The 20,174-nt window shown below is 71.1% G+C and carries 16 protein-coding genes; 8 read left to right on the top strand and 8 right to left on the bottom strand.

The annotated features are described in order from the left end of the window. Positions 1-178: 178 nt before the first annotated feature. Positions 179-940 (bottom strand): DeoR/GlpR family DNA-binding transcription regulator, encoded by a 762-nt coding sequence (locus tag C0010_RS03960; protein ID WP_105565765.1) that lies wholly within the window; start codon positions 938-940, stop codon positions 179-181. 464 nt (positions 941-1,404) lie between these two features. Here C0010_RS03960 and nagB point away from each other — a divergent pair, with 464 nt between their 5' ends. The 3 genes from nagB to C0010_RS03945 all read left to right on the top strand — a co-directional run bounded on the left by nagB (position 1,405) and on the right by C0010_RS03945 (position 4,245). Beyond that, positions 1,405-2,175: a glucosamine-6-phosphate deaminase gene (nagB, locus tag C0010_RS03955; RefSeq protein ID WP_105565764.1), complete on the top strand. Its 771-nt coding sequence runs from the start codon at positions 1,405-1,407 to the stop codon at positions 2,173-2,175. Beyond that, a complete protein-coding gene (locus C0010_RS03950; protein WP_105565763.1) occupies positions 2,163-3,308 on the top strand; it encodes an N-acetylglucosamine-6-phosphate deacetylase in 1,146 nt (381 codons plus the stop codon). The genes nagB and C0010_RS03950 overlap by 13 nt, the downstream gene beginning before the upstream one ends. 217 nt (positions 3,309-3,525) lie before the next feature. Then, positions 3,526-4,245 carry a copper homeostasis protein CutC gene (locus tag C0010_RS03945; protein WP_105565762.1) on the top strand — a complete coding sequence of 240 codons (720 nt, stop codon included), beginning with the start codon at positions 3,526-3,528 and terminating at the stop codon, positions 4,243-4,245. A gap of 267 nt (positions 4,246-4,512) precedes the next feature. Here C0010_RS03945 and C0010_RS03940 read toward each other — a convergent pair whose 3' ends face one another. Beyond that, positions 4,513-5,298, bottom strand: a complete 786-nt coding sequence (locus tag C0010_RS03940) for an IclR family transcriptional regulator (protein WP_105565761.1) — start codon at positions 5,296-5,298, stop codon at positions 4,513-4,515. Positions 5,299-5,328: 30 nt separating this feature from the next. Then, the gene (locus C0010_RS03935) at positions 5,329-7,635 is read right to left on the bottom strand and encodes an FAD-dependent oxidoreductase (protein ID WP_105565760.1); all 2,307 of its coding nucleotides are present in this window, start codon (positions 7,633-7,635) and stop codon (positions 5,329-5,331) included. A gap of 217 nt (positions 7,636-7,852) precedes the next feature. Here C0010_RS03935 and C0010_RS03930 point away from each other — a divergent pair, with 217 nt between their 5' ends. Both C0010_RS03930 and C0010_RS03925 read left to right on the top strand, forming a co-directional pair. Further along, positions 7,853-9,097 (top strand): MFS transporter, encoded by a 1,245-nt coding sequence (locus C0010_RS03930; RefSeq protein WP_198410792.1) that lies wholly within the window; start codon positions 7,853-7,855, stop codon positions 9,095-9,097. Continuing rightward, positions 9,097-10,086, top strand: coding sequence for an NAD-dependent epimerase/dehydratase family protein (locus C0010_RS03925; RefSeq protein ID WP_158685277.1), 990 nt, complete (start codon positions 9,097-9,099; stop codon positions 10,084-10,086). The genes C0010_RS03930 and C0010_RS03925 overlap by 1 nt, the downstream gene beginning before the upstream one ends. 61 nt (positions 10,087-10,147) lie before the next feature. Here the strand turns inward: C0010_RS03925 and C0010_RS03920 are convergent, their stop codons facing one another. Continuing rightward, positions 10,148-11,164: a LacI family DNA-binding transcriptional regulator gene (locus C0010_RS03920; RefSeq protein ID WP_105565757.1), complete on the bottom strand. Its 1,017-nt coding sequence runs from the start codon at positions 11,162-11,164 to the stop codon at positions 10,148-10,150. A 135-nt stretch (positions 11,165-11,299) separates the two neighbouring features. Here C0010_RS03920 and C0010_RS03915 point away from each other — a divergent pair, with 135 nt between their 5' ends. Genes C0010_RS03915 through C0010_RS03905 form a run of 3 tightly spaced genes read left to right on the top strand, consistent with a single transcriptional unit; the run spans position 11,300 to position 14,582 of the window. Further along, complete coding sequence (locus C0010_RS03915) at positions 11,300-12,007, top strand: ThuA domain-containing protein (protein WP_105565922.1); 708 nt, start codon at positions 11,300-11,302, stop codon at positions 12,005-12,007. After that, positions 11,980-13,068, top strand: a complete 1,089-nt coding sequence (locus C0010_RS03910; protein ID WP_105565756.1) for a Gfo/Idh/MocA family protein — start codon at positions 11,980-11,982, stop codon at positions 13,066-13,068. Before C0010_RS03915 ends, C0010_RS03910 begins: the two co-directional genes overlap by 28 nt. Continuing rightward, entirely contained in the window at positions 13,065-14,582 is a 1,518-nt protein-coding gene (locus C0010_RS03905) for an alpha-N-arabinofuranosidase (protein ID WP_105565755.1), read from the top strand. Before C0010_RS03910 ends, C0010_RS03905 begins: the two co-directional genes overlap by 4 nt. 159 nt (positions 14,583-14,741) lie before the next feature. Here C0010_RS03905 and rhaI read toward each other — a convergent pair whose 3' ends face one another. The 4 genes from rhaI to C0010_RS03885 form a co-directional block, all read right to left on the bottom strand. Further along, the gene (gene rhaI, locus C0010_RS03900) at positions 14,742-15,905 is read right to left on the bottom strand and encodes an L-rhamnose isomerase (RefSeq protein ID WP_105565754.1); all 1,164 of its coding nucleotides are present in this window, start codon (positions 15,903-15,905) and stop codon (positions 14,742-14,744) included. A 239-nt stretch (positions 15,906-16,144) separates the two neighbouring features. After that, positions 16,145-17,131: a LacI family DNA-binding transcriptional regulator gene (locus C0010_RS03895; protein ID WP_105565753.1), complete on the bottom strand. Its 987-nt coding sequence runs from the start codon at positions 17,129-17,131 to the stop codon at positions 16,145-16,147. A 131-nt stretch (positions 17,132-17,262) separates the two neighbouring features. Next, positions 17,263-18,543, bottom strand: coding sequence for an MFS transporter (locus tag C0010_RS03890; protein ID WP_232531711.1), 1,281 nt, complete (start codon positions 18,541-18,543; stop codon positions 17,263-17,265). A 362-nt stretch (positions 18,544-18,905) separates the two neighbouring features. Beyond that, positions 18,906-20,015 (bottom strand): 5-methyltetrahydropteroyltriglutamate--homocysteine S-methyltransferase, encoded by a 1,110-nt coding sequence (locus C0010_RS03885; RefSeq protein WP_105565752.1) that lies wholly within the window; start codon positions 20,013-20,015, stop codon positions 18,906-18,908. Positions 20,016-20,174: the final 159 nt, after the last annotated feature.

Raw genomic sequence — 20,174 nt, 5'->3', positions numbered from 1 at the left:
CCTGTTCGATTGTGTTGATTCTTACAAGAACTAACGCGATGTGCAAGAGGGCGGTCTGAGTGTGAGGGCGCCCGGGTGGACCCCTCACGTGTGCCCGATTGTGGGTGTGCGGCGGGCAGACCCACTTCTGGCGGCACCTGAGCGGGGCGGCGGCACCTGGGCGGGACCGTCGGCGGGGCTACCGGATGTCGACGAGCGCGCGGAACGGGTCGAGGCGGGCGTCGTCGGGGTCGAGCTCCGTGACGAGGGTGTCGATCTGCGCCGCCTCGAACGCCGCGGCGACGGAGCGGCCGCCGAGCTTGGCGGAGTCGATCAGGAGCAGCACGCGCGAGCTGCGCCGTGCGAAGACCTGCTTGACCTCGCTCTCGTCGAGCGAGGTCTCGCTCGTGCCGAGCTCGGCGTCGAACCCGCTCGACGAGTGCACGAACGCCTGGTAGAGCATCGATTCCGCGCCGCGGCAGGCGATGGGCCCGACGAGGCTCCCCGTCGACGGCTCCGGTTCGCCGCCCGTCAGCACGGCCCGCCCGGCGTGGCTCTGGCGCAGGGTCGCGTAGTTGTCGACGGAGTTCGTGACGATCGACAGCTTCGGCCGCGCGTCCAGGTGTGCGGCGAGCGTGCCGACCGTGCTGGAGGCGTCGAACGCGACGGCCCCGGATGTCGGTAGCAGTTCGAGCGCCTTCCGCGCGATCACCTGCTTCGCGCGGGGCCGGCGGGCGCGGCGCTCGCCGAAGTCGCGCGGCCGCTCGACGGCGACGGCGCCGCCGCGCACGCGCCGCAGCTGACCCGCGAGCTCGAGGTCGTCGAGGTCGCGGCGCACCGTCATCTCCGAGACGTCGAGTTCCGCGGCCAGCTCGGCGAGGCGCGCGGACCCCTCGGCCTCGATCGCCGCCATGATCGCGGCGCGGCGCTGCTCGCCGTCGACCGTGCGGTTCGTCGCCATCTCGCCCCTCGCCCGTTGGTGTTCGTTCCTGTGATGTTTTCCACCGTACGTCACATCATCCGGATCCGGTGCCGTCGGCGGTTCGGGTCGCCCGTGCACAGCGCAGTCGATCCGGTGCTCGGCCGGTCGCCGCGGCGCGGAACCCCGCGGGTGTCCAGCGGCCGGGTCGACGGATCTCCTGCGTTGTGCACGCCGGTGCCGTGGGAAGAAGCCGCGGCCTGCTCGGATCGCGGGGCGTCGGGGAGCGGGGGCGAGACTGCGCGGTGGGTGTCCAAGCCGTGCAGAGCGCAGTCGATCCGGCGCCCGGCCGGTCGGCGCGGCGCGGAACCCTGCGGGTGTCCAGGAGGGCGGGTCGACGGATCTCCTGCGCTGCGCACGCGTGCAGCGTGAGCCCCCGCGCCTCGTCGACGCCGATCCGTGCTCTGGTCTAGACCAGAGGTGCTCCGACGCGCTAGGCTCATCACATGCAGGTCATCGTCGTGGAGAACGCACAGGCCGTCGGCGAGTATGTCGCCGACACGATCATCCGGCGCATTGAGAAGGGCGTCCTGAAGGTGCTCGGCGTCGCCACGGGCTCGTCGCCCGTTCCGGTGTACGAGGCGCTCGAGCGGCGCGGCGTTCCGTCGCCCCAGACGCTCAAGGCGTTCGCGCTCGACGAGTACGTCGGGCTGCCGAAGGCGCACCCCGAGAGCTACCACTCGGTCATCGAGCGCGACGTGACGCGCCGCCTCGGCCTCGACCCCGCGAACGTGCGCGTGCCGGAGGGAGACTCCGACGACATCGAGCACGCCGGCGCGCGCTACGAGCAGGCGATCCGCGAGGCCGGCGGGGTCGACCTGCAGATCCTCGGCATCGGCGCGACCGGCCACATCGGCTTCAACGAGCCGACGTCGTCGCTCTCCTCGCGCACCCGGATCAAGACGCTGACGCCGCAGACCCGCAAGGACAACGCGCGCTTCTTCGACTCGCCCGACGAGGTGCCCCAGCACTGCCTGACGCAGGGACTCGGCACGATCATGGACGCCCGCGAGGTCGTGCTCGTCGCGCACGGCGCGAGCAAGGCCGACGCCGTCGCGGCGGCGATCGAGGGCCCCGTCTCGAGCATGTGCCCCGGCTCGGTGCTGCAGTTCCACGAGAACGCCTCCTTCGTCGTCGACGAGGCGGCGGCCGCGAAGCTGACCCTGCGCGAGTACTACGATTTCACGGTGCAGAACCGGCCGGAATGGCAGCGGTGACCGGCGTGCGCACGCTCATCCGGAACGTGCGCGCCGTCGGCGGGCCCCGTCCCGTCGACGAGGCGGCGCCCGGCTGGCTGCTGCTCGCGGGTGACGCCGCCGAGGCGGCCGGCGAGGGCGAGCCGGGCGACGTCACCGCCGACCGCACGATCGATGCCCGCGGCGGCTTCGCGACCCCCGGCTTCGTCGACATCCACACCCACGGCGGTGGCGGGCACAGCAACGAGGGCGGCGCCGACGAGATCCTCGCCGCCGCGGCCGCCCACCGCACGCGCGGCACCACCCGCTCGGTCGTCAGCCTCGTCTGCGCGCCCGTCGACGCGCTCGAGCGCAACCTGCGCATCATCGCCGGGCTCGCCCGCGAGCACGACCACATCCTCGGCAGCCACCTCGAGGGCCCGTTCCTCGCCGAGGCGCGCTGCGGGGCGCATGACACCGCCTTCATGATCGATCCGACCCCGGATGTCGTCGAGCGGCTGATCGAGGCGGCCGACGGCACGCTGCGCCAGATCACGCTCGACCCGCGCCGCCCCGGTTCGCTCGACGCCATCCGGAGGCTGCGCGCGGCGGGCGTCGCCGTGGCGGTCGGCCACACCGAGGCGAGCTACGAGGAGGCGTCCGCGGCGTTCGACGCCGGCGCCACCTTGCTGACCCACGCGTTCAACGCGATGCCCGGCCTGAACCACAGGGCGCCGGGCCCCGTGCTGGCCGCGGTGGACCGATCCGACGTCGTGCTCGAACTGATCCTCGACGGCATGCACGTCGACGAGCGGCTGGCGGCACGGCTGTTTCAGATGGCGCCTGGTCGCATCGCCCTCGTCACCGACGCCATGGACGCGGCGGTCGGCGAGGACGGCGCGTACGTGCTGGGCGGCCTCGACGTCGACGTGCACGAGGGGCGTGCCGTGATCGCCGGCACCGATACGCTCGCCGGTTCGACGCTCGACCAGGCGACGGCGCTGCGCATCGCGATCGGTGCGGGCATCGCCCCGGATGCCGCGGTCGCGGCGCTGACATCGACGCCCGCCCGCGCGCTCGGCGAGGCGGCGCCCGCCCTCGAGATGGGCGCCGCGGCGCCGGGCGGCGTGCTCGTCTTCGACGCGGACTGGTCGCTTCGCGAGGTCGTGGCCTGAGGCGGCCGCCGCGGCCATCCCGAGGGGGCGGTGACATGACGGCACCCGCACCGACCCTGCGGGCGTCGGGACCCGCACGGTCGGCAGCGCCCGCGCGTCGGGCGGGCCGACCCTGCGGGGAGACGCCCGTTCGGCGGGCATCGGGGCCCACCGGTTCATACTGAAGGCGCGCAGGGCGCCGCACCTCCCCATCCGCTCGTTCACACTCGGAGGATTCATGACAGCGTTCGAACTCGCGGTGCAGGACGCGCACGGAGCCGCGGTCGCTCAGCGCGTCGGCGCCGATCGGATGGAGTTGGCCACCGCCCTGTCGACGGGAGGGCTGACGCCGTCGGCGGCGCTCATCGAGCGCGCCGTCGCGACGGGCGTCGAGGTGCACGTGCTCGTGCGGCCGCGCGAGGGCGGGTTCGACTACGACGCTGCGGAGCGCGAACTGATCGTCGCGGACGTGGGCCGCGCCGTCGGCTTCGGCGCCGCCGGCGTCGTCATCGGCGGGCTGCGCGCCGGCGCCGTCGATGCCGACCTCGTGCGCGATGCGCTGGTCGCCGCGGGTGGCCGCGAGGTCACCTTCCACAGGGCGTTCGACCAACTCGCCGACCCCTGTTCCGCACTCGAGCAGCTCGTCGGCCTCGGCGTGACGCGCGTGCTGACATCCGGCGCCGCACCTTCCGCCGCCGACGCACTCGCGGCGCTGCGCGGCCTCGTCGAGCGGGCGGCCGGGCGCATCCAGATCATGGCGGGCGCCGGAGTGACGTCGGCGAACGCGGCGGAGATCGCCGCGACGGGCGTCGATGCCGTGCATGCCTCGGCGAAGCGCACCGTCACCGAGCGGCTCGCGGTGTCGCTCGGCGCCGCGGCGGCGGCCGGCACCGTCTCGTACGCGACGACGGACGAGCGGGAAGCCGCGGCGCTGCGCGGGATCCTGAAGCCCGGCTGAGGTTCGGCGGGTCGCAGTGCGCTCCGCACCGTCCGGATGCGTACCGTCGTCGACGTCCGGAGGGTGTGACGTCGATCACGATGTAGGCGTGCGGTCGACGGGTGCGGTGTCTTCTGGCCGGCCGGCGGGGCTCGTGTCGTCGGCCCGCGCCGTGCGGATTCGTACCGTCGTCGGTGTCCGGAGTCTGAAACGTCGACGACGCCGCAATCGTGTGCTCGGCGAGGGAGGCCCGCGGTACGGATCAGGCGGCTGACCCGCGCCCGCCCGTCAGGACGCGCTGCGCGGCGCGATGGCGGTGATGAGGCCGAGCCCGACGCTGATGCGGTCGGCGGCCTCGATGACGTCCTCCGTCAGCGCGTCCAGGCCGGCTTCGCGCATGAGGGACAGTCGCCCCGAGACGGAGATGGCCGCCACGACGCCGCCGTGCGCGCCGCGGATCGGAGCGGCGACGCACACGCGGCCGAGCGCGAGCTCCTGGTCCTCCAGGGCGGAGCCCTTCCGCACGACCCGGGCGATCTCCTGCGTGAGCGCGTCGTGCGACGCGATCGTGTGCTCGGTGTAGGCGGGCAGGTCGCCGAGGAGCTCGCGGCGCTCGGCGTCGTCGGTGCCGATCAGGAGGCACTTGCCGAGCGCGGACGCGTGCAGGGGCTGGCCCATGCCGACCATCGAGTGGTCCTTGCGCGCGTGCGCACCCTCGAAATGGCTGAGGTAGATGAGCTGGTCGCCGTCGCGGGTCGCGACGTTGGCGCTGAACCCCGTGCGGTGCGCGAGCTCCTGCGCGATCGCGCGCGACTGCCGGTAGACGGGCGACTGGTTGAGCCCCTCGCTCGCGAGCCGCAGCACCGTCGTGCCGATCGCGTACCCGGCGCCGTCCGGCTCCTTGGCGACGTAGCCCAGTTCGGTGAGCGTGGCGAGCAGACGGGTGATCGTCGACGGACCGAGGCCCGTCGCGCGGGCGATGTCGGAGCCGCGCATCGACCCCGATGCCGAGCCGCCGATCGCCGCGAGCACCGAGGCCGCGCGGGCGAACCCCTGCTGAACTTCACCCGCCATGTCGACCTCCGCCGCCCAGCCTATCGCCCGTCACCGCCACGGCATCGTCACCGATCGGCCGCTCGGCTCGCCGAACGCGCGCACGGCGCACAGGGTGACGTACGGCGACCCGTTGGTGCGCGAGACGCGGATCCGCAGCGCATCCGCCTCGACCGCGGCGAAGTCATGGATGCGGTGGCGGTGGCGATTGTCGGTCACGGACGCGAGGTTCCGCCAGGTGCCGTCCACGCGCGCCTCGACGACGTAGTCGGCCGGGAGTTCGGGCATCGTGCGGAACGGGGTGCGGTGGTGATGCAGGTTGATGAGGTCCTCGTCGACATCGTCGTTCCAGACGAGGCGCACCGAGCTCAGCGCGACGGGGGCTTCCCACTCGAGGTCGACCCCTTGGGGCGCCGCCAGGAGCTCGTCGGCCGAGACGGGCTCGCTCGACCACAGGTGCGGCCCGCCGAAGGGGCGCAGTACGCCGTCGGTGACGGAGGAAGGGTCGTACGCACGGGTCGCCGGTTCGACCTGCAGCGCGAACGATCGGCGCCGGAGCATCCGGGCGTTCCAATCGGTCACCGGCTGGCGCTCCGCCTCCGGGATCTGATCGTCGAAGGCCTGATCAGAGGTCAGCTTGCGGCCCATGGCGAGCACGCCGTACGGCCGCTCGTCGGTCAGGACCAGGCCGACGTGCGGGTTCGCTCGGACGACGACCACGGCCTGCGCGATCTCGTCATCAGGGCGCCAGGAGAACGCGGCGGATGCGAGGGTCGCGCCGGCGGCGAGCTCGACGGTCGTCGAGGCGAGCCGGCGCACGGGCACGGCGTTCTGGCCCCGACCCGTGTGCCACAGCTCGACCCCGAGGCGAGTGTCGGACGACGCCCGCACGTCGAACGTGATCGCGTCGATACCCGGGTCGGCGGGAACCAGCACCGCGACGTCGCGGTCGAGGGCGAAGGCGTCGCCGGTCGCGTGGGGGCGCGTCGTCACGGAGCCCAGCGTCGAGGTCGCCGTGACGGCTGCCAGGCGGGCGACGTCGTCGGGGTCGGAGCGCCGCACGCCGATGACGGGGGCGTCCTCGCGCAGCAGCGTGCACTGCAGCTCGTCGAGGCGATCGCGCCCCACGGCCCTGGGTGAGACGCCGCGGGCGGCCGCGATGGAAGCCGCCGTGCCCACGGCCTGCCCCTGCGTCGCGCACGTCGCCATGACGCGGGTCGAGCCGAACGCCACGTGCGACGCGGAGATGTTCCGCCCGGCGAAGAGCAGGTTCCCGACGTCGCGGGAGTAGAGGGATCGGTAGGGGATCGCGTAGGTGCCGTCGCTGTAGTGCTGCTTTGCGCCCACGGACTCGGCGTACACGCCCTCGACGGGGTGCAGGTCGATCGACCAGCCGCCGAACGCGACGGCGTCGTCGAAGGGCGTCTGGTTCACGATGTCGTGCTGCGTCAGGGTGTAGTCGCCCCACAGGCGGCGGTACTCGCGCTTGCCGGGCACGGAGCCGACCCATTCCAGCGTGAGGTTGTCAGCGTCGAAATCGCCGGAGTTCTTGATGTGATCCCAGATGCCGAACACGACGGCCCACAGCTCGTCGCGGATCCGTTCGTTGTCGTGGACCGTGTCGATCTCGCCTCCCCACTCGATCCACCAATAGTCGCAGCCGTTGTCGCCGGTCCGGATGATCCGGTTGCGGGGGATCGAGGTCTTCAGGATGTCCTTCGCGATGAGCGGGGGGACGAACGGCACGGGGCGGCCCGCGTCCTTCGTGTAGAAGAACATCGAACTGCCGAGCAGTTCCCGGTCGGCGACCTCGGGCGCCCACGGCTCGTCGTACTCGCTCCGTGCCTCGCGGCCGATGCGAGATGCGGCGCCTGCGAGGTGCGCCACCGTGCCGTCGCCGGTGCAGTCGATGAAGACGGGGGCCTCGAACCGCGTCGTGATCTCGCTGCCCATCGTCCAGCCCGTCACGGAGCGGATCAGCGGCCCGTCGTTCGACGGGCCGCCCATCTCGATCTCGCGGACGTCGGTGTTGAGGAACAGGCTCACGCCCGGTTCCGCGCGAACGGCGTCGAGGACGACCTGATCCCAGTAGTGCGGGTTGCCCTCCGGGTTGCGGTACTGGTTCTCGAGGAACAGCTCGCCCATCAGTCCCGTCTCGCGCGCGAAGCGCTGGGTGCCGTGCGCCGTCGCACCCACGACCCAGACGCGCACTTCGCTCGACGAGTTCCCGCCCAGCACGGGCCGATTCGTCACGAGCGCGACGTGCGACCCCAGCCGTGCGGCCGAGACGGCCGCCGTCACCCCGGCGAGTCCCCCTCCGATGACCACGATGTCGTACTGCTGTGTACGGTGCTGCATTGCTTCCACCTCGCCGGTTGTTTTCGCCCAACGATAGAGTACGTTCGCTCAGTGCACCAAGTCTTGCAATGAGTGGTACGCTCTCGAAAGCTTCTGGACAACGATGTAAGGGAAGAACATGGACCCGAATGCCGCGACCGGCGGTGCTTCAGCGCTCGCCACATCGAGCGACGTTCTCAGTGACGACGCTCGACGCGCACGACTTCGAAAAGTGATCATGGCGGCGGGAGTCGGCCATTTCGTGGAGTGGTTCGACTTCGGCCTCTACGGAACGCTCGCTTCGGTCATCGCGATCCACTTCTTCAAAGAGGGTGATCCGCAAGCGGCGCTTCTGTCGTCGTTCGCCGTGTTCGGCGCTGGCTTCATCATGCGGCCGCTCGGCGGCCTCTTCTTCGGCTCGATGGGCGACCGTGTGGGGCGGAAGAACACGCTCGCGCTCGTGATCCTGATCACGTCGGGAGCCACGCTGGTTATGGGGTTGCTGCCGACATGGCAGCAGGTCGGGATCATCGCACCGATTCTGCTCGTGATCGTTCGCCTCGTGCAGGGGTTCGCCGCGGGCGGGGAATCGAGCGGTGCCACGACGCTCCTGGCCGAATATGCGCCGTCGAATCGGCGGGGGTTCGTGTCGAGCTTCGTCGATGTGTTCGGCTTCATGGCCTTCGTCTTCGGTGCGGGGCTCGTGCTGCTGTTCACGCTCACGCTGGGTTCCGAGGCTCTCGAATCCTGGGGCTGGCGTGCGATGTTCGCGCTTGCCTTGCCGCTCGGCGTCTCAGGCTTGTACCTGCGCCGGCGGCTCGAGGACACGCCGGAGTTCCAAGCCATCAAAGCGAAGGGTGAGGTGACGAAGTCGCCGCTGCGCACCTCGCTCAGCCGCTGGTGGAAGGCTCTGCTGTTCTGCGTCGGCTTCGTCGTACTCAAGTCGGTCGGGCACTGGATCCTCCAGACTTTCATGCCGTCCTACTTGCAGACCGACCTCGGGTACGACCAGACGACGAGCTACGCAGTCACGGTCATCGGCCTGCTGGCGATCTCGGCGCTCGTTCCGCTGTTCGGGCTCGCGAGCGATCGGTTCGGGCGTCGGCCGATCATGCTGATCGGCGTCGTCGGCTTCGTCGTACTCACCTACCCGTCGCTCATGCTGATGGGCGCCGGCTCGTTCGCGGCGGCTGCGGTGGCAATGGTGCTCCTCGGCGTGTTCATGGCGGCGTACGACGGTGCCATGAGCGCGGCGATGACTGAACTCTTTCCGACCAACGTGCGCTACGGCTCGATGGCGATCGCGTATAACGTGGCCGTCGCGGCGTTCGGAGGGATCACGCCCTGGTTCTCGCAGAGTCTGATCGGTTGGACCGGAAATCCGTATGCTCCGGCGTTCTACGTGATGGCGGCCGCGCTCGTCACAGGGATCGTCGTCCTGTTCGCGCGGGAGACGGCGCACGATCCCCTCAAGGAGGCGTAGTGCGCATCGCAGTGACAGGCGCGTCGGGTCGCGTCGGAAGTGCCGTCGTCGATCTGCTTGCCGGAGCCGGGCACAGCGTGCTCGGTCTCGACCTCGTCGCTCCCCGCGAGCCCCGTGAGGGCGTCGAGTATCTCGTCGGCGACCTCGCGCAGCTCGAGCCCGCCGACGAGAGGCTTCGCACAGTGGAAGCCGTCGCGCACCTCGGTGCGCTCATGTCCTGGGAGCCGGCGGATGCGGATCGCCTCTTGCAGCACAATGTGATGGCGACGGCGAGCCTGGTGCGCGCGTTCGAAGGCGGACGCCTGGCGACCTTCGTGCTCGCGAGCACAGGTGAGGTGTACCCGGAGAATAGCCCGCATTACCAGCCTTTGGACGAGAGGCATCCCCGCCGTCCCACGACGTGGTACGGGTTGTCCAAAGTGCTCGCGGAGGAGGTCGTCGAGTTCGCCGGACGCGCGAACGGATGGCGCACGATGGCGCTCCGGTTCGCGCACACTCAGCGCCCAGCGGAACTGCTCGATCCGGACTCGTTCTTCTCGGGTCCGAGGTTCTTCGCGAGCCGGCGGTACCGCAAGGCACTTGCACTCGGAGATGCTGCGCTCGCGGCGCAGCTCGAGCAGTACGCGGACGACGACTCGACGCTCCTCGTCGCTCGCCGCGATGACGGACAACCTGTGCAGATGGGGATCCTCGCGACGGATGACCTCGCGGCCGGAATCGTACTCGCGCTCGAAGCATCGTGGGCGGGCCATGAAGCCGTTGGGCTGGGTCCGGACGACTCGATCGACTTGGGAGAGTTCGCACGAGACCTCGCGGCGGCTGCCGGGCTGAGCGCGGTCGAGGTGATATTGCCGCCGACGGCGCCGAGCTACCTCACGAGCAACGCGAAGGCCAGGGAGATCCTCGGCTTCGCGCAGCGGGTCTCTCGCGAAGAAATGGTGGAAAGGGCCGTGGAGGCGTACGCCGTCCGAGGCTCGACCCGCCGCTGAACCGTGGTGGCAGGTGATCCGAGGTTGTGGATCCGGCGACTGACCGAGGCCTGCGCCGAGCTCACCCCCGCCGCGTCGACCCGCGCTCGACGAGCTCGGTCGGCATCACGACGGCCTCGTCCGTCGTGTCCTCGCCGGAGGCGGCGCGTGCGAGGATCCGTACGGCGGCCGAGGCCATCTCGCGGATCGGCTGCCGGATGGTCGTGAGCGGAGGCTGTACCCAGCGGGCGCCGCGCACATCGTCGAACCCGACCACGAGCACGTCCTCCGGGATGCGGAGCCCGCGGTCGCGCGCCGCGGCGTATGCCCCGATCGCCATCTCGTCGGAGCAGGCGAAGACACCGATCGGGCCCTCGCCGCCCAGTTCGTCGAACGCCGCGCGGCACGCGGCGCGGGCGTCCCGCGCGTTCCACGCGGCGCGCGTGTGGACCCACGGGGCTTCGCGGGCGCGGTCGGCCAGGGCGCGCAGGAACCCGTCGGCGCGGGCGCGCCCGTAGCGGAACGGCGGTGAACCGTCGATCAGGATGAAGCGCCGCGCGCCGCGGGCTATCAGGTGCCGCGCCGCCGCGTCCCCTCCCGCGCTGTCGGTCGTGCGCACGCTCGGCAGCGAGCCGACCGACTCGCCGGGAGGGTCGACGACGACGAGGGGGACGCCCGCCCTCGCCATGGCGTCGACCTGATCCTGCGTGGGAACGATGAGCCCGAGGACCGCGCCGGCAGACCCCCGGGAGCGGATCCGCGTCGTCCAGCTGCGCGCGGGGTCGTCGCGCGCGGCCGTGAGCGCGAGGTCGAAGCCGAGCTCGGCGGCTGTGGTGCGCGCGCCGCCGATGATCTCCTCGGCGTACGGGCCGTCGAAGAAGTCGAGCACGAGGTCGATGAGCAGTGCGGTGCCGCCGCGCGGGCGCCCGCGCACCTCGCCCGCCGCGGAGTACCCGAGCGCCGCCGCCGACCGGAGCACGCGCGCACGCGTGTCGACGCGCATCTCGCCGCGCCCGCGCAGGGCCCGCGAAGCCGTCGCCGCGCTCACGCCGGCGCCGGCGGCGACGTCGGCGAGCGTGGGGCGGGGCGACGACGTCATCCGGCTATTTTTGCGCAATGCGTGCGTGCTTCGCGACACGGCGGTGCCACGCTGGGGTCGGAGCACATGATCGCCGATGCGAGGGAGCAGGACGATGACGACGAACCGGATGCGCACGACCGCGGGAGTGCGACGATGACGGCCCGCAGGGCCCTCGTCGTGCGCGGCGGCTGGGAGGGCCACCACCCGGTCGAGGCGACCGAACTGTTCCTGCCGTTCCTGTCGGAGCAGGGCTTCGAGGTGCGGGTCGAGGAGTCGAACGAGATCTATGCCGACGCCGACGAGATGACCCGCACCGACCTCGTCGTGCAGTGCGTGACGATGTCGGAGATCTCGCGCGAGGCCGTGATGGGCCTGCGCGCCGCCGTCGAGGGCGGCACGGGCCTCGCGGGCTGGCACGGCGGCATCGCCGATTCGTACCGCGCGAACTCCGACTACCTGCAGCTCGTCGGCGGACAGTTCGCGACGCATCCGGCGAAGCATCCGGATGCCCGCGAGGGCGGCCCCGCCGACAACTACCTGCCCCACACGATCGACATCACCGAGCTCGGGCGCGCGCACGAGATCACGGCGGGCATCGACGACTTCGCGCTCGACACCGAGCAGTACTGGGTGCTGGCCGACGACCTGAACGACGTGCTGGCGACGACCACGCACCCCACCCAGCCGTACCACCCGTGGCACCGGCCGATCACCTCGCCGGCCGTCTGGACCCGGCAGTGGGGGCGCGGGCGCGTGTTCGTCGCGACGCCGGGCCACGAGCCGGATGTGCTGCGCAACGAGAACGTGCGCACGATCATCGAGAGGGGAATGCTGTGGGCCAGCCGCACGGAATCGGCATAATCGGGCTCGGTGTCATCTCACGCCAGTACCTCGACACGCTCGCGGAGCATCCGGGCGTCCGCATCGTCGCGACGGCCGACCTCGATCCCGCGCGGGCGGAGGAGGCGGCGGCACAGGTACCCGGGTGCCGCGCACTCACGGTCGACGAGCTGATCGCCGACCCCGCCGTCGAGACGATCATCAACCTCACGATCCCCGCGGCACACGCCGAGGTCGCCCTCGCCGCGCTCGCCGCAGGCAAGAGCGTGTTCGGCGAGAAGCCCCTCGCGACGACGATGCCGGATGCCAGGAGCGTCATCGCCGCGGCCGGCCCCGGATGGGTCGGATCGGCACCCGACACCGTGCTCGGCACCGGGGTGCAGACGGCGCGCGCCGTCGTCGACACCGGCGGCATCGGCCGCCCCGTCTCCGCCGTCGCGACCTGGGTGTCGCCGGGGCATGAGGCGTGGCACCCGCACCCCGACTTCTACTACCGCGAGGGCGGCGGCCCGTTGCTCGACATGGGGCCGTACTACCTGACGACGCTGTTCCACCTGCTCGGGCCGGTCGCGCGCGTGACCGGCGCATCGTCGCGCCCGCGCGCGACGCGCACGATCGGCTCCGGCCCGCGCGCCGGCGAGACGATCCCCGTGGAGGTCGACACCCACGTCACGGGCGTGCTCGAGCATGTCGGCGGTGCGGTCTCGACCGTGACGTTCAGTTTCGACGCGGCGGGAACCGATGCGGCGCCGCTCGAGATCCACGGCGAGACGGGCACGCTGTCAGTGCCGGACCCGAACCACTTCGACGGCGACGTGCGCGTGCGGCGGCCCGGCGACAAGGAGTGGTCGCCGGTTGCCGAGCGCGCCGGGTACGAGGGCGCAGGGCGCGGCATCGGCATCGTCGACCGCCTCCGCACGGGAGCGGGCGGCGCGACGGGCGAGATCGCCCTGCACGTGCTCGAGATCATGACCGCCCTCGGGGACTCGGCGCGCACCGGCCGCCGCATCGAGCTCACGACGGCGCCCGAGCGCCCGGCCCTCGTTCCGTTCACCCCCATCGCATCCTGGAGAACTGCATGACCGCTACGGTGCACGCGATCGTCGACCTCGACGTCACCGGCCACCGCATCAACCGCCACATCTACGGCCACTTCGCCGAGCACCTCGGCCGCTGCATCTACGACGGCTTCTGGGTGGGCGAGGATTCGGAGATCCTGAACGTCCGCGGCATCCGGAGCGATATCGTCGAGGCGCTGCGGGCCCTGAACATCCCGAACCTGCGCTGGCCGGGCGGCTGCTTCGCCGACACGTACCACTGGCGCGACGGCATCGGACCACGTGACGAGCGCCCGCGCATCGCGAACACGAACTGGGGCGACGTCGTCGAGAACAACCACTTCGGCACGCACGAGTTCATGGACCTGTGCGAGATGCTCGGCGCCGACGCGTACGTGAACGGCAACGTCGCGAGCGGCACGGTGCAGGAGATGGCCGAGTGGGTCGAGTACCTGACGCGCGGCGACGACAGCCCGATGGCGCGCCTGCGCCGCGAGAACGGCCGCGACGAGCCGTGGGACGTGCCGTTCTGGGGCATCGGCAACGAGCCGTGGGGCTGCGGCGGCAACATGACGGCCGAGTACTACGCCAACGAGGCGCGCCGTTATGGCCACTTCTCGCGCGGGCACGGCGAGAACAAGGTGACCCGGATCGCGGCGGGCGCCTCCGATGACGACCTGAACTGGACGCGTGCGCTGATGAGCTCGGCCGCCGACTGCGCGGGCTGCATGACCGGCGGCGACCTGCCCTACGAGGCGATCACGTTCCACTACTACACGCACTCCGGCGAGGGGATCAACACGGAGGACGCGACGCGCTTCACCGACGAGCAGCACTACGGCACCATCGCGCACGCGGCCGACATCGACCGCGTCATCCGGGGCCACGTCGCCGTCATGGACTCGTACGACCCGAACGACCGGATGAGCCTCATCTGCGACGAGTGGGGCACCTGGTGGAACGTGGAGGAGGGTACGAACCCCGGCTTCCTGTTCCAGCAGAACACGGTGCGCGACGCCCTCGTCGCTGGCATTCACTTCGACATCTTCCACAAGCACGCCCGCCGCATCTCGATGGCGAACATCGCGCAGACGGTCAACGTGCTGCAGGCGATGGTGCTCACCGATGGCGAGAGCCTCGTGCTGACGCCGACGTACCACGTGTTCGAGATGAACAAGGGGCACCAGGATGCCCTGCAGTTGGCGACGCACCTGCGCGAGACCCCGACCCGCACCGTCGGCAAGAAGGAGCTCGAGCTCGTGTCGATGTCGGCGTCGGCGAAGGGCGACACGGCGCTCATCTCGCTCACGAACGTCTCGGTCGACGAGGAATGCACCGCGACAGTCGACCTGCGCGGCCGCGAGGCCCGCGTCGCCCGCGCCCGCGTGCTGACGGGCGACGGGGCCGACGCGTACAACGACGCAGAGACCCCGGATCGCGTGGCGCCGCGCGCGCTCGACGCCGTCGTGCGCGACGGTGTGCTCACCGCGACGCTCCCGCCCCACGCGTTCGCGACCGTGGAGCTCGAACTGGCGTAGCGCGCGGCCGGCGGGGGCGGCCGGTATCCGGATGCATTTGTGCCGTTGTCGACGGATGACGCGCGAAACGTCGACAACGGCACAAATCCGTCGCGCCGGTGGTGCGTCCAGGGGGGGGCTCGCTGCTGATGCAGCGAGCCCCCTCCGTCGTCGTGGTGCTTACGCGCCCCAGCCGGCCTGGGTGCCGCCGACGCGCTCGGCCTCGATCTTCTCCTGGTAGCCGGAGTCGAGGAAGGCCTGCATCGGGTCGGCGGGGAGGCCGCGGCCGGCTCGCCACTCGGCGAGCTGCGGGCGCACGTCGGTGTAGAACGCGTCCATGAACACCTGGTTCGCGGCGAGAACGTCGCCCGAGACCTGCGCGGCGCGCAGGGCCTCGGTGTCGACGAGCAGCGCGCGAGCCGTCATCTCCTGCACGTTCAGAACCGACCGGATCTGGCCGAGGATCTTGTTCTCGACGTTGTGGCACTGGTCGAGCATGAACTGGACATCCGGGTTGTTCAGGCCGCCGCCGCGGACGACCTCGAACACGATGCGGAACAGCTGGAACGGGTCGGCCGCTCCCACGATCAGGTCGTCGTCGGCGTAGAAGCGGCTGTTGAAGTCGAACGAGCCGAGCTTGCCGAGGCGCAGCAGCTGCATCACGATGAACTCGATGTTCGTGCCGGGGGCGTGGTGGCCCGTGTCGAGGCACACGAGCGCGCGGTCGCCGAGCGCCGAGACCTGGGCGTACGAGGTGCCCCAGTCGGGAACGTCGGTGTGGTAGAACGACGGCTCGAAGAACTTGTACTCGAGCACGAGGCGCTGGTCGTCGCTCAGGCGGGCGTAGATCGTCTCCAGCGACTCGTGCAGGCGGTCCTGGCGGCCGCGCATATCGGCCTGGCCCGGGTAGTTCGAGCCCTCGGCGAGCCAGATCTTCAGGTCGCGCGAGCCCGTGGCGTCCATCACGTCGATGCATTCGAGGTGGTGGTCGATCGCCTTGCGGCGGATCTTGGCGTCCTCGTGCGTCAGCGCGCCGAACTTGTAGTCGTCGTCCTGGAACGTGTTCGAGTTGATCGTGCCGAGCTGCACGCCGTGGTCCTCGGCGTGCTTGCGCAGGTCGTCGAAGTCGCTCTTGTCCCACGGGATGTGCAGCGCCACCGTCGGCGCAAGGCCCGTGAGCTTGTGCACCTGCGAGGCGTCGGCGACCTTCTCGAAGGGGTCGCGCGGGGTGCCGGGCGTGCCGAACACCTTGAAGCGCGTGCCGGAGTTGCCGAACGCCCAGCTGGGCAGCTCGATGGCCTGCGCCTCGAGCGCGGCCAGGTTGTCGGGGGTCAGTGTGCTCATGACCAATCGCCTTTCGCGGGGTGTGCAAGCGGGCGCACGCCCGCGTGATGCTATGAATCGTTTCATTGCACGAGCGATTCGTCAACTGCTGGCGGCCGACTCGAACAATATCGGTCAGCCCGCGCTGCGCCGCAGGCATGCGGGCGCACCGGATCCGCCTCGGCAGGAGGAGCTCCCGGATGCGGCCGTGCGAGGCAGCCGGCCCGCCGCGGCGGGGGCCGGCCCGTGCCAGGGCGGGCTCAGCCGCCCGTCGACTCCCGCACGACGAGCTCGGGGTCGAACCGGATGTCCTGCGCCGCCGCTTTCGGGTCGGCCAGCAGCCTCATGGCGGTCTCGCCGATGAGGCGGGCCGGTTGCCGGATGGACGAGAACGGCACGACCGCCGACGACGCGAAGTCGATGTCGTCGTAGCCGATCAGCGCGATGTCGTCGGGGACGCGCACGTTCCCGCCCATCACGAACGCCTGCAGCGCACCCATCGCGAGCAGGTCGTTCGCCGCGAACACGGCGTCGGGACGCTCGCCCCTGGCGACGATCTCCTGCCCGGCCGCGCGCCCCTCGAGCACCGTCAGGGCGGGGCGCTCGAGCACCTCCAGCCGGGAATCCGGGACCTCGGCGACCGCGCGCCGTGCGCCCTCGAGGCGGTCGGCGACCTGGTGCAGCGACGCCGGTCCGCCGATGTATGCGATGCGGCGCCGACCGCGTTCGAGCAGGTGACGCACGGCGAGGTAGCCGCCCCGCGCGTCGTCGCTCGAGACGGAGGACAGCCCCGAGCCGGGCGCCGAACGGTCGACGAGCACGACGGACGTGCCCTGCTCCCGCATCCGGATGAGGTGGTCGACCTCCTGGCCGACGGGCGAGACGAGCACGCCCCAGACGCGCTGCTGCCCGAAGAGGTCGAGGTATTCGGCCTCGCGATCGGCCTGCTCGCCGCTGTTCCCGACGAGCACCGACAGGTTGTGGCGGGCGGCCTCGTCCTCCGCGCCGCGCGAGAGCTCGGCGTAGAAGGGGTTCGCGGAGTCGAGCACGACGAGCCCGACGAAGCGGCTGTTGCCCGCACGCAGCTGGCGCGCCGCGTCGTTGCGCACGTAGCCCAGCTCGGCCACGGCGGCGCGCACCCGCTCGGCGGTCGCCTCGGCCACGACATCCGGCCGGTTCAGCACGTTCGACACCGTGCCCAGCGAGACCCCCGCGCGTTCCGCGACCTCGCGGATGCTCACCGCCATGCGCGCCCCTCCTTCAGCTTCCTGGAATCGTATCGGTCACCCGCGACGCCGCCGCGCACGGCCCGCCGCTCCGCCGTTCCCGGCGCGATCGGTCGGATCCGCCGCTCCGCGTCCTCGTGCGGCACGTCCCCTCAGCGCCCGTCGCGCTGGTCGGGCAACCGGATGGCGGTGGTGTCGTCGACCGCGAGCAGGAACCGGTGCGCGGGCGCGCGGTGCACGCGGCCCGAAGCGATCATCCAGCCGATGCCGATCAGGCACGCGACGAGGGCCCCGACGGCGCCGACCATGATCGCCGCGCGCGGGCCCCAGGAGTCGGCGACCCAGCCCACGAGGGGAGCCCCCAGCGGGGTGCCGCCCATCAGGATCGCCATGTAGATCGCCATCACGCGGCCGCGCACCTCTGGCGGCGTCGTCGTCTGCACGTAGCCGTTCGCGGTCGTCAGCGTCGTCACGGTCGAGAAGCCCACGCCGATCAGCAGCACGGCGTACGCCCAGTAGTTCGGCATGGCCGCCGACACCGCCGCGATCACGGCGAACGCGCCCGTCGCCGCGACCACCACGCGGAAGCGCGCCCTGGCCCGCCGCGCGGCCAGGAGCGCGCCGGCGAGCGAGCCGATCGCGAGCACCGAGCTGAGCAGGCCGAAGCCGTCGGCCTCGCGCCCGAACTCGATCGCCATCGTCGAGGCGTAGATCGGGAAGTTCATGGCGAGGGCGCCCAACAGCAGGATGATCGTGAAGACCACCATGAGGTCGGGCCGCGTGGCCGCGTAGCGGAAGCCGTCGGCGAGGCGGCCTCCGCTGCCGCGCTTCGGGCGCGGCTGCAGCTCGCCGGGCCGGATGACCGCGAGCGCGACGAGCATCGCCAGGAACGTGCCGGCGTCGATCAGGAACACCCAGCCGGATCCGAGCACCTCGATGAGCACGCCCGCGGCGGCCGGCCCGATCATCCGGGCCGAGTTGAACGAAGCCGAGTTGAGGGCGATCGCGTTCGAGGCGAGGCCGCTGCCGACGATATCGGAGACGAACGTCTGGCGCGCGGGGTTGTCGACGGCCGTGAAGATGCCGGTCAGCAGGGCGAACCCGTACATGAGATGAAGCGTCATGGTGCCGGTGACGAGCATCACGCCGATCGCGATCGATGACACGCCCAGCAGCGTCTGCGTCAGCATCAGCAGGCGGCGGCGGTCGAACCGGTCGACGACCCAGCCGGTGACGGCGACGAGCAGTAGGGGCGGGGCGAACCGGATGGCGAGGGTCAGGCCCATGGCGCCCGCATTGTTGTTCGTCAGCTCGGTGAGGACGACCCAGCTCAGCGCGGTCGACTGCATCCAATTGCCGACGTTCGACACGAGAGCGCCGGCGAACCACGCGCGGTAGTTGAACGACGCGAGAGAGCGGAACATCTGGCTCATGACGCGCCGCCGCGGGACATCCGGCCGGGGGAGCGGCGGCCGGGATGCGAAGTCATTTGCTGTTCACTTTACTCCCGCGTCGCGGCGCGCGGCAGGTCGGAGCGGTCCGCACCGCACCGACCGGCCGCGCATTCTCGAGGAGATTCCGCATCATCGAGGAGGTTTTCGCGGGTTCTCTCCTCGGTATTGCTGTTCCTCCTCGAACCTGCCGTGCGGCTCGCACCGCGCACGCTCCCGCCGGCCGCGCACTTTCGAGGAGATTCCGCATCATCGAGGAGGTTTTCGCGGATTCTCTCCTCAGTGTTGCTGTTCTTCCTCGAACCTGCCGGGGAGTCCGTGCCCGGCGCCGGGCGGGCGCCCGGCTACTGCCAGATCTCCGCGGCGATGTCGACGACGTGGCGCACCTTCGCCCATTGCTGCTCCTCGCTGAGGAGGTTGCCCTCCTCCGTCGAGGCGAAACCGCACTGCGGGCTCAGCGCGAGCTGGTTGAGGTCGGCGAACTGCGCCGCCTCCGCGACGCGCTGCTTGATCTCGTCGACCGGCTCGAGCTCGGCGGCCTTCGACGTGACCAGGCCCAGCACGACCGTCTGCTCGCCCGGCTCGAGGAACCGCAGCGGTTCGAAGCCGCCGGCGCGCTCGCTGTCGTACTCGAGGAAGTAGGCGTCGTACGGCACCGTGAACAGGTGCTCCGCGATCGGCTCGTACCCTCCGGACGAGATCCAGGTCGAGCGGAAGTTGCCGCGGCAGATGTGGGTGCCGACGACGAGGTCTTCCGGCTTGTCCGCGAGCACCCGGGTGAGGATCGACGCGTAGCGCTCGCCCAGCCCGTCGGTCTCGATGCCTCGTTCGTTCTTCGCGCGGTCGAGCTCGTCCTGGCTGCACAGGTACGCCCATGCGGTGTCGTCGAGCTGCAGGTACCGCGCGCCGGCGTCGTAGAAGGCCCGGATGGCGTCGCGGTACGCCTGCACGAGGTCGTCGATGTAGTCGGCGCGGGTCTCGTACTCGCTCGCGGTCAGGTTCTGCGGCTCGACGCGGAAGTCGAGCACGGTCGGTGACGGCAGGGAGAACTTCGGCTGCACCCCGGCCGCCTCGGCCACCGGCTTGAGCGCGCGCCAGTGCTCGAGCATCGGGTGCTCGGAGAACCCGATGCGGCCGTTCACCTGCACGGCCTTCTGCTTGGTCTGCGCGCCCTGGAACGGCAGGCCGTGGTCGGTTTCGATGATGTCGACGCCGTCGAGGCCGCCGAAGAAGTCGAAGTGCCACCACGAGCGGCGGAACTCGCCGTCGGTGGCCAGCTGCAGGCCGGCGTCGGCCTGCTTGCGCACGAGCGCCGCGATCTCGTCGTCCTCGACCCGGCGCAGCGCGGCGGCGTCGAGCTCGCCCTCTGCGAACGCGGCGCGGGCGGTCTTGATGGCGTCGGGGCGCAGGAACGAGCCGACGATGTCTGCACGATAGGGAGGGTTCACGCTCATGTCGTCAACCGTACGCCCGCGCGCGCGACGGCTCGACCCGGGCGTAAGACGGGGCAACGCGCGGGCCGCCGCGCTAAGGGGTGTCACTCAATTCGGGCCGTAGCGAGCGCCCACCGCCCCACCACGCGCTGCTTCGCATCGCGCGGAGCCTCTCGGGCG

Source organism: Microbacterium halophytorum, from assembly GCF_002970975.1.
GTDB lineage: Bacteria > Actinomycetota > Actinomycetes > Actinomycetales > Microbacteriaceae > Microbacterium > Microbacterium halophytorum.
This window is presented reverse-complemented; position numbering and strand designations above follow the sequence as displayed.